This window comes from Micromonospora sp. NPDC049662 (genome assembly GCF_040675055.1).
Lineage (GTDB): Bacteria > Actinomycetota > Actinomycetes > Mycobacteriales > Micromonosporaceae > Micromonospora.
This window is the reverse complement of record NZ_JBFAOC010000004.1, coordinates 25,256-39,638: the sequence shown is the minus strand read 5'-3', so window position 1 is coordinate 39,638 and position 14,383 is coordinate 25,256. Positions and strand designations below refer to the sequence as shown.

Sequence of the window (14,383 nt, the reverse complement as noted above, 5' to 3'; positions counted from 1 at the left end):
GACGCCCCGCCCGGACCCACGACGTCAAGCGCTCCGGCGACCCTGCGCGGCCCATCACCCGCGGAACTCCGGTGATCAAGAGCTTTGCGTCAAGGATCGTGGTCGCGATGACGCAAACTTCTTGATCACCGCGAGCGACCGCGGGGGGCGCGGGGGGTGGGGTGGGGTGGGGGCGTTGGGTGGGTCGGGCTGGCGGCGGCGGGACCTGTGCATTCGAGGGCCGTCTCGGCGGTACGGTGACGGGCAGGTGCCGCCGAGACGGCGCTGGTCAGCGGTGGCGAGTAGCAGGGGGTGGCGTGGGCGGCGGTGCGGAACCCCGCCCGGTCGCCCCTCGTCCCGGTCCGGGGCTGCGGGTCGCCCGGCTCGTCACCGAGCTGACCGCGCCGGCCGTGCTGGTGTCGCTACTGATCATCACCGTGAGCTGGCACAGCAGTCGGGACAGCGTTCGAGGGCTGGTGTGGGGCCTGCTCGCGACGGTCTTCGTCACCGGCATCCCGTTCGCCTACATCGTCGGTGGGGTCCGCCGGGGGCGACTCACCGACCACCACATCGGCCGTCGGGAGCAGCGCCGGGTGCCGCTGCTGGTCGGACTCGGCTCGGTCACCGCCGGGCTGGCCCTGCTCGTCGTCCTCGGCGCACCACGGCCCCTGCTGGCGCTGGCGGTGGCGGGGCTGGTCGGACTGGTGGTCGCCGTTTCGGTGAGCCACTGGTGGAAGATGTCGATCCACTCGGCGGTCTCCGCCGGCACCCTGGTCATCCTGGCGCTGACCTTCGGACGCGGGCTCCTGGTCGCCGCGCCGCTGTTGGGCGTGGTCGGCTGGGCCCGGGTACGCCTGCGGGACCACACCGTCGCGCAGGTGCTCGCCGGCGGGGTGCTCGGCGCGCTGATCGCCGCCGTCGTCTTCGGTGCCCTGCGCTGAGCGGGCGAAACCACGCGGCCGAGCGGACCCGTCGGGCGGGTGGCCTGGTGCTGCCACCCGCCCGGATGCCGTCAGGCGCCGTCGTCGGCGAGTCGGTGCCGGTTCGCCTCGATCCAGGCGTCGAGCGCGGCCGGGTCGTCCGGGTCCACGCCGTCGGCCATGAGTTGCGCGACGGCCGCCGTGGCCGGGCTACGCCGCTCGCCGGTCGAGTAGAGCCGGGCGAACTCCGGCACCATCTCCTCGATCGCCTCGTCGGTCCGTTCGGCGGCGGCCTCGGGCAGCCCGCGCTGCTGTGACGCGTACCGGGCCCAGGCGCGCAGCACCCGGGGCAGCATCGCCGCGTCGTCCATGTCGAGCACGGCACGGCGGTGCACCCAGTCGAGCAGGAAGAGCCCGGACACCGCCGGACTCCACCGCATCGGGTCGGAGTCGGGGAAGGACGCCGCGTGGTCCAGCAGCAGGCTCAGGCAGAAGTGCAGCGACGCGAGCTCGGGACCGTCGACGCTGTCGAGCCCGAACCGGGCGGCTTCTGGCGACGCCAGGAACCGCCGGACCAGGTCGGTGCGTTCGGCGGCGGACAGCGGTTCGACCTCCGCCGGGCCGGTCGGTCCGGCGGCCATGGGCAGCACCGCGAGCCGGGCGCCCACGAGCGCGCGGTCGGTGGCGAGCGAGCCCTCGCCGGGCAGTTCGCCCAGGTCGTCGGTGACCGAGAGGTGACGGGCCACCTCGCCCCGCAGGCGGGACGGGTCCTCGGTGCGGAACCAGGTCAGCTCGTCGTCCGCGCACATCTGCCGGACCTGGTCCAGGATCCGTTCGGCGGGCCCGCCGACGAAGATGTCCTTGGTGATTCCGATGTTGTGGTCGACGAGGGCCACCAGCGCGTGCTCCGGGCCGCCGGCCGAATCGTCGTACGCGAAGGTGGCGAGGTAGGAGGTCTGGTCGCCGTAGACGTCGCCGTACGCCCAACTGCCGGTGAGGTGCACCCGGGTGAGCTGGCTGGACCAGGCGGGGGCCTGGCTGCCGGGGCGTACCCGCTCGACGCCCTCGGCGGTCGGGACGAGGGCGGCGAAGACCTGGCGGATGGTGGTCGCCGCCGCGATCCGGCGGCGGGCGGTGGCGGCGAGGAAACCGGTGACGAACTCCCGTACGGCGGTGTCGCGGTCGGTCTCCGCGATTGCGTAGACACTGCCCAGCAGCGCGCTGCCGAGCATCTCGGCGTCGAGGGCGGACTCCAGCTTGGTCACGTCGCGTGCGGCGTGCAGCACCGCGTCGTAAGGGGTCTGAGGCGTGGCCATGCTTCGACCCTACGCCGCTCGGGGCGTACGCAGAGGCGTCAGCGGCGGGCAGCCTCACCGAGCGCGTCGCGCGCCTGCGCGTACGAGGTGAGCACGATCCGTACCGGGGCGAGCACGTACTCCTCGCCGACCGAGGCGACCCGGACCGTCAGCCGCTGCCGGGCGCGGGCCCGCGCACGTTGGGCCGCCCAGCGCACGACCGGTCGGGTCAGCGCCGCCGTCAGCAGCCCGGCCAGCAGGCCACCGAGCAGCAGCACGGTCGGCATCGGCACCTGCCCGACCATGGGGTTGTCCAGCGCGGGCAGGCCGAGCGCCCGCAGCGCGTAGCCGAGCGCCAGCCAGCCCAGGCCGACGGCGGCGGCCAGGGTGACCAGCCACTGCACGCCACCGACGACCCGCCACCACACCGGCTGATGGTCGAGGCCGAGGTCCGTGCCGGCGATCGCGCGGTCCAGCGCGTCCGGCAGGTCGTCGAGGCGGGACCGGGCCGCGGAGGTCACCGCCGTCGGCCAGGCGGCGGGCAGGTCGCCGCCGGCCCGGTCGGCCACCGCACGGATCGCCAGACCGAGCGCCGACCGCTGGGCGGCCGTCGGGTCGGGCACCGAGGTCGCCGCCACCAGGCTCTCGGCGGGGTCGGCGTCCGCGCCGGCCGGGCCGGGCAGGTGCAGCCGGCGCAGCGGGTCGGGCCGCAGCCGCCGCCAGCCCCGGACCACCGGCCAGCCGGTGGCCGCGCCGGCCCGATGTCGGTACGCCCGCTCCACCGCCTCGCTCACCGCCGGTACTCCGGCGGCGCCGGCCAGTGCCCGGTTCAACCCGGCGACGGTCGCGTCGTCGGGACCGCCCCCCGGCCGGGCCGAGCCGATCATCTCGTCCAGCCCGGCGACCACGGTGTCGACGTCGCCGGCCAGTCGACGCAGGGCGGCCTGCCGCTCGGCGACCGTGCGCTCCAGCGCGCTGCGCAGCCCGACCATGCCGGCCGGGTCGATGGCGGTGGTGGCGAGCAGGGGTACGCCGGTCAGCCCGTCGGAGTCGAGCAGTCGGCGCAGGTCGTCCAGGACGCGGGGCAGCTCGGCCGCCGGCAGCCGGTCGGCCTGGTTGAGCACGACCAGGGTGACGTCCCGGTGCCGGTGGAACTCGCGCAGGTAGCTGTCGTGAATGACCCGGTCGGCGTACTTCTGCGGGTCGACCACCCAGACCACCTGGTCGACCAGGCCGAGCAGCCGGTCGACTTCGAGGCGGTGGGACCGCTGGACCGAGTCGAAGTCGGGCAGGTCGAGCAGGATCAGGCCGTGCAGGGGCGTCTCGTCGTCGCCGTCGAGCGCGCTCTCGCGGACGAAGCGGTGCCGGGGCAGCACCCCGATCCAGTCGAGCAGCCGGTTGGCGTCCTCCAGTGGCCCCCACACGCACGCGTGCGTCACGCCGGTGGTGGGTCGGCGGACGCCGACCGGTGAGAGTTCGAGCTGGGCCAGCGCGTTGAACAGGCTGGACTTGCCGCTGCCGGTCGCGCCGGCGAGGGCGACGACGGTGTGGTCGCGGGACAGGGCGAGCCGGGTGCCGGCCCGTTCGACCAGGGTGTGCGCGGGCACCAGTTCGGCGTCGGGCAGCAGACCGTCGACGGCGGTCAGGAGGCGGCGTACGGCGTCCAGGCGGGCGATCAGCCCGTCCGCGTCGATCCGCTGGTTGCCGCGGAAGGCTTCGCGTACCCGGCCGGCGATGTTGCTCATCGCGAACTCTCCTCGTCACCGGCCGGCGGGTTGCCGTCGTCGCTGGCCAGGCCACTGCGGTGCCGGGCCAGCTCGACCCGCCCGGCGGCCTGGCGCAGCGTCTCGCCGGCCGCCTTCGTGGGCCGGGCGTCGGCGGTGCGGGTGAGGAAGCGGTCGGCCTCCGCGTCCAGCAGCGTCCGCACCCGCGCCAGGAGGTCGACCCGGGCCTTGGCGGCAAGGGTACGCACCGCCTGGTCGCCGAAGATCGCCTGGAGTACGGCCTGCGCGGCGACCGTCGTGCCGGCCCCCGTCGCCACCTCCAACCCGGTGGGGATGAACGCGGTCGAGGCGAACACGGCGATCATCACGGCCAGCCCGGTGGCGTTCACCGCGTACGCGGCCGTCCGGGCCACGAAGCGCTTGTCGCCGCCCTCGACGCGGACCAGCTCCAGCACCCCGCGCTGCCAGTCCCGGACCATCCGCTCGGCGCGTTCGGGCAGGTCTCCACTCGGGTGGGCGAGCGCCGGATCGAGCAGATCCGCGCCGGCCGGGTGCGCCTTCCACCCGGTGTACGCGGATTCGGCGGCCTCGGACGCCACCCCGCGCAGCAGGGTGACGAGTTGCGACTCGATGGCGTTGCGCAGTTCGGCGGAGGGCGCGGGACGGCCGGTGACGGCGGCCACCACCCGGTCCCGGAGACGCCCGATGCGGGCCTCCAGCGTGCGGAAGAACTCGCCCGTGCCGACGAACTCCTGCCAGCGGGCCAGCACCTCGCCGCGCAACAGTCGACCGTCCCGCAGACCCTGCTCCACGGTCCGTTCGGCACTGCGGTACGCCGCCCGTACCCTCTCGTCCAGCGCGTCGGCGGCGGTGACCTGCTCGTCGGCGGCGTCGGCCAGCTCCTCGACGGCGGGGTGCAGGGCGGCCAGCGCGCCGTCGAGCGTCTGCCGGACCACCGCGGCGCGGGCGTCGGCGTCGGCGGCCAGTCGGGCGAACCATTCGGCCAGCGGCGCCGTGGCCCCCTCGGGCAGCAGCCCCTGACCGTCGACCCAGGTCTCCGGCAGCACGAACAGGGGGGCGCGGTCGAGGCCCTGGGCGGCGAGCATCTCGGCGAGGTGCGCGGCGATCTCGTCGCTGGCCTCGGCGGGGACGCGGTCGAGCACCATGGCGATCACGGCACCCCGGGCCCGTGCGCTGCGCAGCAGCTCCCACGGCACCGCGTCGGCGTACCGGGCGGCGGTGGTGACGAACAACCACAGGTCGGCGGCGGCGAGTAGTTGGCTCGCGAGCGCGCGGTTGGCGTCGACCACCGAGTCGATGTCCGGCGCGTCGAGGAACGCGAGGCCCGGGGGGAGGGCCGGCGCGGTCACCAGGTGCAGGGAGCGCGGGTCATCGCTCGGCTCGGTCGTACGCGTCAACCCGGGCAGCAGGTCGCCCTGCCGGAACCAGGTCGCGTCGGCCGGGTTGCACACCAGCACCGGGGAGCGGGTGGTGGGTCGCAGCACCCCGGCGGCGCTGACCCGGGCCTTGACCAGGCTGTTGACCAGGGTCGACTTGCCCGCGCCGGTGGAGCCGCCGACGACCACGAGCAGTGGGGCGTCCAGCCGGGCGAGTCGGGGCAGCAGGTAGTCGTCGAGTTGGTCGGTGAGGGCGTTGGCGGCCTGCCGGGCGGAGGTGGCCGAGGGCAGCGCGAGCGGATAGCGGGTGGCGCCGATCGCGGCCCTCAGGCCCGACAGCGCGCCGGGGAGGCTGTCGTCCCCGCTGGTGACGGAGGGCTCCTCCGCGGCGTCCGGAGGGACGGTGCGGGCGGCGACGGCGGGCGCGCCGGAACGGGTGGCGGAGTCGCCGTGCGTCGTCACCGCTAAAGCGTGCCCGACCGATGCAAGGGAAGACAACCGGACGGTAATAACGTCTGGGTTGCGTCGGGTCGGCTCAACTCGACTTGACGATTCGCGGACGCGTGGCACTATTGAGTCAAGTTCACTCAACTTGTGGTGGGGCCCGCTGCGGGCGGCGCCCGCCGAGCAGTCGCGGGCGGTGCCCGTCACCTGCACAACCTTACGAAGCGAGGAAGCGAAGATGGCACGTGCGGTCGGTATCGACCTCGGCACGACGAACTCCTGCGTCAGCGTTCTCGAGGGCGGTGAGCCCACCGTCATCGCCAACGCTGAGGGCTCGCGGACGACCCCGTCGATCGTCGCGTTCGCCCGCAACGGCGAGGTGCTCGTCGGCGAGGTCGCGAAGCGCCAGGCGGTGACCAACCCGGACCGGACGATCCGCTCGGTCAAGCGTGAGGTCGGCACGAACTGGTCCGTCGACATCGACGGCAAGAAGTACACCCCGCAGGAGATCTCGGCCCGGACCCTGATGAAGCTCAAGCGGGACGCCGAGGCGTACCTGGGCGAGCAGATCACCGACGCGGTGATCACCGTCCCGGCCTACTTCAACGACAGTCAGCGTCAGGCCACCAAGGAGGCCGGTGAGATCGCCGGCTTCAACGTCCTGCGGATCGTCAACGAGCCGACCGCGGCCGCCCTGGCGTACGGGCTGGACAAGGGCTCCAAGGAGCAGACCGTCCTGGTTTTCGACCTTGGTGGCGGCACCTTCGACGTGTCGTTGCTGGAGTTGGCCGAGGGCGTCATCGAGGTCAAGTCGACGAGCGGTGACAACCACCTCGGTGGCGACGACTGGGACCAGCGGATCATCGACCACCTGGTCAAGACGTTCCGCGGTGAGCACGGCATCGACCTCGGTCAGGACAAGATGGCCCTCCAGCGCCTCCGTGAGGCCGCCGAGAAGGCCAAGATCGAGCTGTCCGCCGCTACCACCACCAACATCAACCTGCCGTACATCACCGCCGGTTCCGCCGGCCCGCTGCACCTCGACGTGACGCTGAGCCGCGCCGAGTTCCAGCGGATGACGCAGGACCTGCTGGACCGCTGCAAGGGCCCGTTCGAGCAGGCCGTGAAGGACGCCGGGATCAAGATCTCGGACGTCGAGCACGTCATCCTCGTCGGTGGTTCGACCCGGATGCCCGCCGTGACCGACCTGGTCAAGCAGCTCACCGGCCGGGACCCCAACAAGGGCGTCAACCCGGACGAGGTCGTCGCCGTCGGCGCCGCCCTGCAGGCCGGTGTGCTCAAGGGTGAGGTCAAGGACGTCCTGCTGCTCGACGTGACCCCGCTGAGCCTGGGCATCGAGACCAAGGGCGGCATCTTCACCAAGCTCATCGAGCGCAACACCACCATCCCGACCAAGCGCTCCGAGGTGTTCACCACCGCCGACGACAACCAGCCGTCGGTGCTGATCCAGGTGTTCCAGGGCGAGCGGGAGATCGCGGCCTACAACAAGAAGCTCGGCACCTTCGAGCTGACCGGCCTCCCGCCGGCGCCGCGCGGCGTGCCGCAGATCGAGGTCGCCTTCGACATCGACGCCAACGGCATCGTCAACGTGCACGCCAAGGACCTGGGCACCGGCAAGGAACAGAAGATGACGATCACCGGCGGCTCCTCGCTGCCGAAGGACGACATCGAGCGCATGCGCCGGGACGCCGAGGAGCACGCGGAGGAGGACAAGCGTCGCCGCGACGACGCCGAGACCCGCAACGTGGCCGAGGCGCTGCAGTGGCAGACCGAGAAGTTCCTGGCCGAGAGCGGCGACAAGCTGCCCAGCGAGAACCGGGAGCAGCTCAACGAGGCGCTCGGCGAGCTGCGGGGCGCCCTGGGCGGCCAGGACATCGAGAAGATCAAGTCGGCGCACGAGAAGCTGGCACAGGTCTCCCAGCAGGCGGGTTCGCTGCTCTACGCCCAGCAGGCCGAGCAGGGCCAGCCCGGCGGCGAGGCCGGCCCGGGTGCGACCGGCGCGACCGGTGCCACGGGTGGCGCCCAGACCGGCGGTGCGGACGACGTGGTCGACGCGGAGATCGTGGACGAGGACGGCAAGAAGTGACTGCCCACCTCCGACACGTATCCACGGCGAAGGGATGAGGTAGCCCCATGACGCAGAAGCCACGAGCCGCCGACTCGGACGACGCCGGGTCGACGCCGGGTGGCTCCGCGCCCACGGAGTCGACCACCGACGCCGAGGAGCGGGTCGTCATCCGCAACAACCGCAAGCTCAGTGACGCGACGGAGCCGGAGGGCACCGCCGCCGACGCGGAGACCGGCGCACCGGCCGAGGGTCTGGTCGAGGACGCCGAGGTCGTGGTCGACGAGATCGAGGCCGAGGTCAACGCCACCGACGGGCCGGAACCCTCCGGTCCGCCGGTGGTGGACGCCCCGGCGCAGCCGGTGGGCGGCACCGGGACCACGCTCGGCGCCGAGTTGGAGGCACTCCGCGCCGAGCTCGACGAGCGGACCAGGGACCTGCAGCGGGTGTCGGCGGAGTACGCCAACTACCGCAAGCGGGTCGACCGTGACCGTGCCCTGGTGCAGGAGCAGGCGACCGGCTCGGTGCTGGCCGCGCTGCTGCCGATCCTCGACGACCTGGACCGGGCACGGGAACACGGCGACCTGGTCGGACCGTTCGGAACGGTGGCGGACCAGCTCACCGCCGCGCTGGGCAAGTTCGGCCTGACCGCCTTCGGCGAGCAGGGCGACCCGTTCGACCCGACCCGGCACGAGGCCGTCGCGCACCAGACCTCGGCCGAGGTCGGCGAGCCGACCTGCGTGCAGGTCATGCGGCGCGGCTACCAGCTCGGTGAGCGGCTGCTGCGCCCCGCGCTGGTCGCGGTCGCGGATCCGGAATAGTGCGAGACGGTGACCGGGCCGTCCCGCCCCCCGCACTGCGGCGGGCGGGACGGCCGGGCCACGACGGTCGGAAGGGGGTGGACCGGTGAGTTCGAAGGACTGGCTCGAGAAGGACTTCTACGCCGTGCTCGGCGTGGACAAGGCCGCCTCCGCGGATGACATCAAGAAGACGTACCGCAAGCTGGCCCGGGAATCGCACCCGGATCACAATCCGGGCGACCCGAAGGCCGAGGAGCGGTTCAAGGCTGTCTCCGAGGCGTACAACGTGCTGTCGGACGCCGGCCGTCGCCGGGAGTACGACGAGATGCGTTCGCTGTTCGGTTCGGGCGCGTTCCGGCGCAACGCCCGCGCCGGCGGCCAGCCGGGCGGGATGCCGTTCGACGTCTCCGACCTGTTCGGCGGCGGAGCGGGCGGCGGCGACCGCCGCTTCGGCGGTGGCGCCGGTTTCCAGGACCTGTTCAGCTCGATCTTCTCGGGCGGGCAGGCCGGTGGGCAGGCCGCGGCGCGTGGTCCGGCCCGGGGCCGGGACGTCGAGACCGAGGTGGCGCTCGACTTCGGCGACGCGGTGCGCGGGGTGACCCTGCCGCTGACGTTGCGCGCCCCCGGTGTCTGCGACACCTGTCACGGCAACGGCGCCAAGCCCGGCACCCAACCGCGTACCTGCCCGGTCTGCCACGGCGCCGGGGTGACGACCCGCAACCAGGGGTCGTTCAGCTTCTCCGAGCCGTGCGGCAACTGCCAGGGTGTCGGGACCGTGGTGGAGGAGAAGTGCCCGGAGTGCCACGGCAGCGGCGGGGTCACCAAGACCCGCACGATGAACGTGCGCTTTCCGGCCGGGGTGGCCGACGGCCAACGCATCCGGCTGGCCGGGCGCGGCGAGCCGGGTGAGCGCGGTGGCCCGGCCGGCGATCTGTTCGTGCACGTGAAGGTTCGACCGGACGAGTTGTTCGGGCGTACCGGAGACGACCTGACGTTGACGGTGCCGGTGACCTTCCCGGAGGCCGTGCTCGGCACGGACCTGCGGGTGCCCACGCTCGACGGCGCGGTGACGCTGCGGGTGCCGCCGGGCACGCCCAGCGGGCGGGTGCTGCGGGCCCGGGGCAAGGGCGTGGTCCGCCGCGACGGGCAGGCCGGCGATCTGCTGGTCACCCTGGACGTGGTGGTGCCCGCCCGACTGACGGACGAGGCGCGGGCCGCGCTGGAGGCGTTCGCCGAGCAGAGTTCGCCGGCGGCGCGGGAACATCTCGACGCGCGTGTGCGTCGGGTCGGATAGTCCGGTGGGATGGACGCGGAGGTGAGCGGGATGTCGGGCGAGTTCCTCGGTTCGGGTGACCCTGCCTACGAGGCCAAGGTGCTCATGATCTCGGTGGCGGCGCGGATGGCGGGGATGCACCCGCAGACCCTGCGCCAGTACGACCGGCTGGGGCTGGTGCAGCCTGGCCGGGCGGCTGGCGGTGGTCGTCGCTACAGCGTCCGGGACGTGGTGCTGCTGCGCGAGGTGCAGCGGCTCAGCCAGGACGACGGGATCAACCTCGCCGGCGTCAAGCGGATCATCGGCTTGGAGCGGCTGCTGGAGCAGGCGCAGCAGCGGGTCGCGCGGTTGGAGGCGGAGTTGGACGCCGCCTACCGCCGGGTGGCCGAGCTGGAGTCGCTGGCGCGCTTCCCGGGTCGGGATCTGGTGCCGACCAACCGCACGTCCACCGCGTTGGTGGTCTGGCGTCCGCGCCGCAACACCGACCGCTGACCCCACGTACCGCTTCCTCGGCCCGGCCCGCGCTCCGATTTCCCGGCGCGGACCGGGCCGCTTCCGTTAACCTGTCGATACGGGGTCCAAACGGCTTAATTCGGGCCTACCGGCATGGCGAGGGGGAGCGATGGCGGAGCCGGCGAAGAAAGTCGCTCAGCAGACGGAGGAGCGGTTGGAAAGCCTGGCTGACACCGTCCGCGAGAAGTTCGACAAGGTCACCGAGGGAACGTTCCGCGACCGGATCAAGGAGGGACGGTTCGCCGAGCAGGGCGAGCCGACCCAACCGGAACCGGACCGCAAGCGCGACTGAACCGGCGACCGACGTACGGGCCGGGACCCACGGGGGGTCCCGGCCCGTTCGCCACGCCGCCCCTACCCCGCCGATCTTGCACTTTCGTACGGTGAAATGTTCCGATTCCCGGAGTAAGTCGGCACAGAAAGTGCAAGATCGGCGCAATGAGGGGCGCGGGCTCAGCCGAGGCGGCGGTTCTCGCGGACCAGGCCGCCCTCGCACCAGTCCCGGTAGACGAAGAGATCCGGCCGGGCCAGCAGTACGCGGCCGTTGTGCGCCCAGATCTTCATCAGCTCGTCGCCGTCGCGTTCGGCCTGCTCCACGAGTTTGCGGAAGCGGCGCTTGGGATGGGCCCGGAAGTTCGTCCGGATGCCGTCGGCGGCGTAGATGTAGAGGCAGTGCAGCGCGAAGCGCCGGGCCGGGCACGTCGGGTCCATGGCCAGATCGAAGAGCGTCAACACCAGCCGGTCACCCGAGACCAGCAGGTCCCAGTCGGGTGGCATGGACGCCAACGGGACCGAATCCGGCTGGTACGCCCAAGCTCGCAACTCCGCCGGGCTCGGATCGACGGGGTTCGCGAAGCCGTGGAACGTCGACTCCTGCACGCTCACCGGCCAACCTTCCGCTCTCGCCCGCGGGTGGCAACGCTGCCTGCGGACCCTGGCTGCTGGGGCGAAACGGTAACCCGCCGTCGGTTACTGCGGTAGTACCCGTAAGGCGCAATTCGGCAACCGTTGGCCGGCCCGACCCGAACGGCCGTTCGGGTGCCCTGGCCAGCGCCGCTGTCGCACCTCACCCGGGCAGGACAGCGGCGGCGAACGTCAGTCGTGGACGGGAACCGGTTGACGCCGCTGGGCCGAGGCGCGGTTGCGCAACCACCGCTTGAACCACGGGAAGTCGGGCAGCCGGGCCAGGACCGGTCCGGTCACCACGGTGATCAGGACGTACGTCGCGGCGAGCGCGGCCAACCGCGGCTCGACGCTGCCGGCCGCGACCGCGAGGCCGGCGATGACGATGGAGAACTCACCTCGGGGTACGAGCGCCAGACCGGCCCGCCAGCGACCGGGTTCGGCGATGCCGACCCGGCGGGCCGCCAGGTAACCGGTGAGCGTCTTCGTGCCCATGGTGACCACGGCCAGCGCGAGCGCCGGCAGCAGCACCGGCGGGATGTCCTGCGGGCTGGTGGTCAGGCCGAAGAACACGAAGAACACGGCTGCGAACAGGTCCCGCAGTGGCGAGAGCAGCTCGGTCGCGTGGTGGGCCACCGGGCCGGAGAGCGCGATGCCGACCAGGAACGCGCCGACGGCCGCCGACACCTGCAGCGACGCCGCGATGCCCGCGATCAGCAACGTCAGGCCGAGTACGCCGAGCAGCAGCGCCTCCGGGTCCTTCGCCGACAGGGCGGACGAGATCAGGTGGCCGTACCGGATGGCGACCACCAGCACGATCAGCACCGTGCCCACCGCGACGGTGAGCGCGATCCCGCCGCCGAGCAGGCCGGTGCCGGCCAGTACGGCGGTGACCAGCGGCAGGTAGAGCGCCATCGCCAGGTCCTCGATGACGAGCACCGAGAGGATCACGGGGGTCTCGCGGTTACCGAGGCGACCCAGGTCGGCGAGGACCTTGGCGATCACGCCGGACGAGGAGACCCAGGTGATGCCGCCGAGTACGAGGGCGGCCACCCAGTCCCAGCCGAGCAGCAGGGCGAACCCCGCGCCGGGCAGCGCGTTGAGCACCCCGTCGATCAGACCGGCGGGTGCCGCTGAGCGCAGGTTGCCGACAAGCTCGTTGGCCGAGTACTCCAGGCCGAGCATCACCAGCAGGAGGATCACGCCGATCTCGGCGCCGACCGCGAAGAACTCCTCGCTGGCGTCCAGCGGCAGCAGCCCGCCGTGCCCGAACGCGAGCCCGGCGAGCAGGTAGAGGGGGATGGGAGAGAGGCCGAAGCGGCGACTGAGCCGGCTCAGGAGCCCGAGCAGCAGGAGGAGCGCACCAACCTCGATGAGCAGTGTGGTGAAATCGTGCATCCGCCTCAGCCGTCCGGGTCACTGTCGGCGAGGATGGCGGACACACCGTCGAGACCTCTGCGGGTCCCGACGACGACCACCACGTCACCGGCGGCGAAGCGGAACGAGGGGAGCGGCGAGACGATGACCTCGCCGTCACGCAGCACCGCCACGATGGAGGCACTGGTGCGGGTACGCGCCTTGGTGTCCGCGAGCGGACGGTTGACGTACCGCGACCCCGCCGGGATGGCGATCTGCTCGGTGAGCAGCCCAGCGGCCTGCTCGCGCAGCCCGGAGAGCTGACCGAGCATCAGCGAAGCGCCGAGGATGTCGGCCAGCGCCTCCGCCTCGTCGTCCGTCAGCGGAATGTCCGCCTGGCAGGCGTCGGGATCGTCGGGGTCGTAGAGGACAAGATCACGGCGGCCGTTGCGGTGGGAAACCACGCCGAGCCGCCGGCCGGATTCGGTCACCAGATCGTGACGCACTCCGATGCCCGGTAAGGCAGTCTGTTCCACACGTACTCGCACCCGGGCAAGGCTACCGCTTCGGAGACGCCGATGATCGGACGGATATCGGGTCGGACAGTGGTGCTGCTGCTCGTAACTCTGTTGGCTGCGTGTTCGATCGGCGATGTCCGCCGTAAACCGCCGACCGCGTCGCCCGGGGCAACCGTCACCGCGCCGTCTCCAACGGCCGCCGTCGCGCGGGAGCGCCGCGTCCGGGTCGCCGTTCCCCAGCGGTACGACCCGCCGTACGTCGAGTTCGTCGACGCCGAGCGCGGCTACGCCCTCTTCGCCAACTGCGGCGAGCCGCCGCCCGACGACGCCTGTCCGGCGCGACTGTTCAGCACCGATGACGGCGGACGGTCCTGGCGGGAGTTGCGACATCCCCACCCGGCGGCGGAGAACCACCAGCTCTACGCCGCGCCGGGGGTTCTGACGCTGTGGAGTGAGCCGCACGGCTGGTGGACCTCGACCGACGGTGGCACCTCGTTCACGCACGCGCTGGACGGGCCGCCGCCGCAGTGGGTGGGCGCCCAGAGTCGATTTCAGGTGATCGAGGGCAGTGATCAAATCGGCGAGTGGGACGGCCAACGGCTGCGCCCGCTGGCCGCGCAGCCCCGCGTACCCGGATTGAACGCGGTCGACGCGGGCGACGGCCCGCTGCTGGTCGCGACCGGGGAGAAGGACGGGAAGCTGTACGCGGCTGTCTCCTTCGACCGGGGGCGGAGCTGGCAGCAGACCCCGGTGCCGGCACCCGACGGGCAAATCGCCGCTCTGAACGCCCACGTCGAGGGGGACGGGACGGCCTGGCTGGTCGGGACGCGCCCGGACCGCAGATCCTTCCCGGCGCTCTGGCGACTGCGCCGAGGGTGGGATCTGATCCGCGTCGACGGCGCTCCGCCACAAATCCAATCCGTCGCACCGATCGGCGGCGGGCTGCTCGCGGTGACCGGCCCGGCGGGCGCCGGGGCTGTCGGGGAGGACGGTCGCTACACCGGGTTGCCCTGGCCGATCGGCCCCGACCGCAGCCTGTCCGTGCTGACCGACGGCACGATCGTGGCCATCGGCGGGGACGGTGGGATCCTGCTCGGCGTCGGCTGGGTGACCGAGCGTCGCTGGACGAAGATCATCCTCGACAACGCCTGACGTCTAGCCTGATCGACTCGACG

The 14,383-nt window shown here is 72.5% G+C and carries 13 protein-coding genes; 7 read left to right on the top strand and 6 right to left on the bottom strand.

Annotated elements, in window-relative coordinates; all coding sequences use genetic code 11:
• The first annotated feature begins 296 nt into the window (after positions 1 to 296).
• Entirely contained in the window at positions 297 to 920 is a 624-nt protein-coding gene (locus AB0J36_RS04525; protein ID WP_355048472.1) for a phosphoesterase PA-phosphatase, read from the top strand.
• 71 nt (positions 921 to 991) lie between these two features.
• Here AB0J36_RS04525 and AB0J36_RS04520 read toward each other — a convergent pair whose 3' ends face one another.
• Genes AB0J36_RS04520 through AB0J36_RS04510 form a run of 3 tightly spaced genes read right to left on the bottom strand, consistent with a single transcriptional unit; the run spans position 992 to position 5,777 of the window.
• Positions 992 to 2,215, bottom strand: coding sequence for a hypothetical protein (locus AB0J36_RS04520; RefSeq protein WP_357392141.1), 1,224 nt, complete (start codon positions 2,213 to 2,215; stop codon positions 992 to 994).
• A gap of 38 nt (positions 2,216 to 2,253) precedes the next feature.
• Positions 2,254 to 3,939, bottom strand: coding sequence for a GTPase (locus AB0J36_RS04515; RefSeq protein WP_357392139.1), 1,686 nt, complete (start codon positions 3,937 to 3,939; stop codon positions 2,254 to 2,256).
• Positions 3,936 to 5,777, bottom strand: a complete 1,842-nt coding sequence (locus AB0J36_RS04510) for an ABC transporter (RefSeq protein WP_357392137.1) — start codon at positions 5,775 to 5,777, stop codon at positions 3,936 to 3,938. Before AB0J36_RS04510 ends, AB0J36_RS04515 begins: the two co-directional genes overlap by 4 nt.
• A gap of 220 nt (positions 5,778 to 5,997) precedes the next feature.
• Here AB0J36_RS04510 and dnaK point away from each other — a divergent pair, with 220 nt between their 5' ends.
• The 5 genes from dnaK to AB0J36_RS04485 all read left to right on the top strand — a co-directional run bounded on the left by dnaK (position 5,998) and on the right by AB0J36_RS04485 (position 10,723).
• On the top strand, positions 5,998 to 7,866 hold the full coding sequence (gene dnaK / locus AB0J36_RS04505) for a molecular chaperone DnaK (protein ID WP_357129564.1): 1,869 nt from the start codon (positions 5,998 to 6,000) through the stop codon (positions 7,864 to 7,866).
• A 47-nt stretch (positions 7,867 to 7,913) separates the two neighbouring features.
• Positions 7,914 to 8,666, top strand: a complete 753-nt coding sequence (grpE, locus tag AB0J36_RS04500) for a nucleotide exchange factor GrpE (RefSeq protein WP_357392135.1) — start codon at positions 7,914 to 7,916, stop codon at positions 8,664 to 8,666.
• A gap of 85 nt (positions 8,667 to 8,751) precedes the next feature.
• Entirely contained in the window at positions 8,752 to 9,939 is a 1,188-nt protein-coding gene (dnaJ, locus tag AB0J36_RS04495; protein WP_357392133.1) for a molecular chaperone DnaJ, read from the top strand.
• A 30-nt stretch (positions 9,940 to 9,969) separates the two neighbouring features.
• Positions 9,970 to 10,410: a helix-turn-helix transcriptional regulator gene (locus AB0J36_RS04490; protein WP_355048782.1), complete on the top strand. Its 441-nt coding sequence runs from the start codon at positions 9,970 to 9,972 to the stop codon at positions 10,408 to 10,410.
• A 130-nt stretch (positions 10,411 to 10,540) separates the two neighbouring features.
• Positions 10,541 to 10,723, top strand: a complete 183-nt coding sequence (locus AB0J36_RS04485; protein WP_357129573.1) for a hypothetical protein — start codon at positions 10,541 to 10,543, stop codon at positions 10,721 to 10,723.
• A gap of 161 nt (positions 10,724 to 10,884) precedes the next feature.
• Here the strand turns inward: AB0J36_RS04485 and AB0J36_RS04480 are convergent, their stop codons facing one another.
• The 3 genes from AB0J36_RS04480 to AB0J36_RS04470 form a co-directional block, all read right to left on the bottom strand.
• Positions 10,885 to 11,316 (bottom strand): hypothetical protein, encoded by a 432-nt coding sequence (locus AB0J36_RS04480; protein WP_357129576.1) that lies wholly within the window; start codon positions 11,314 to 11,316, stop codon positions 10,885 to 10,887.
• A 210-nt stretch (positions 11,317 to 11,526) separates the two neighbouring features.
• Positions 11,527 to 12,732: a cation:proton antiporter gene (locus AB0J36_RS04475; RefSeq protein WP_357129579.1), complete on the bottom strand. Its 1,206-nt coding sequence runs from the start codon at positions 12,730 to 12,732 to the stop codon at positions 11,527 to 11,529.
• Positions 12,733 to 12,737: 5 nt separating this feature from the next.
• Complete coding sequence (locus AB0J36_RS04470) at positions 12,738 to 13,238, bottom strand: TrkA C-terminal domain-containing protein (RefSeq protein WP_355048462.1); 501 nt, start codon at positions 13,236 to 13,238, stop codon at positions 12,738 to 12,740.
• A gap of 30 nt (positions 13,239 to 13,268) precedes the next feature.
• Between AB0J36_RS04470 and AB0J36_RS04465 the strand changes: the two genes are divergently transcribed.
• Positions 13,269 to 14,360: a hypothetical protein gene (locus tag AB0J36_RS04465; RefSeq protein ID WP_357129583.1), complete on the top strand. Its 1,092-nt coding sequence runs from the start codon at positions 13,269 to 13,271 to the stop codon at positions 14,358 to 14,360.
• Positions 14,361 to 14,383: the final 23 nt, after the last annotated feature.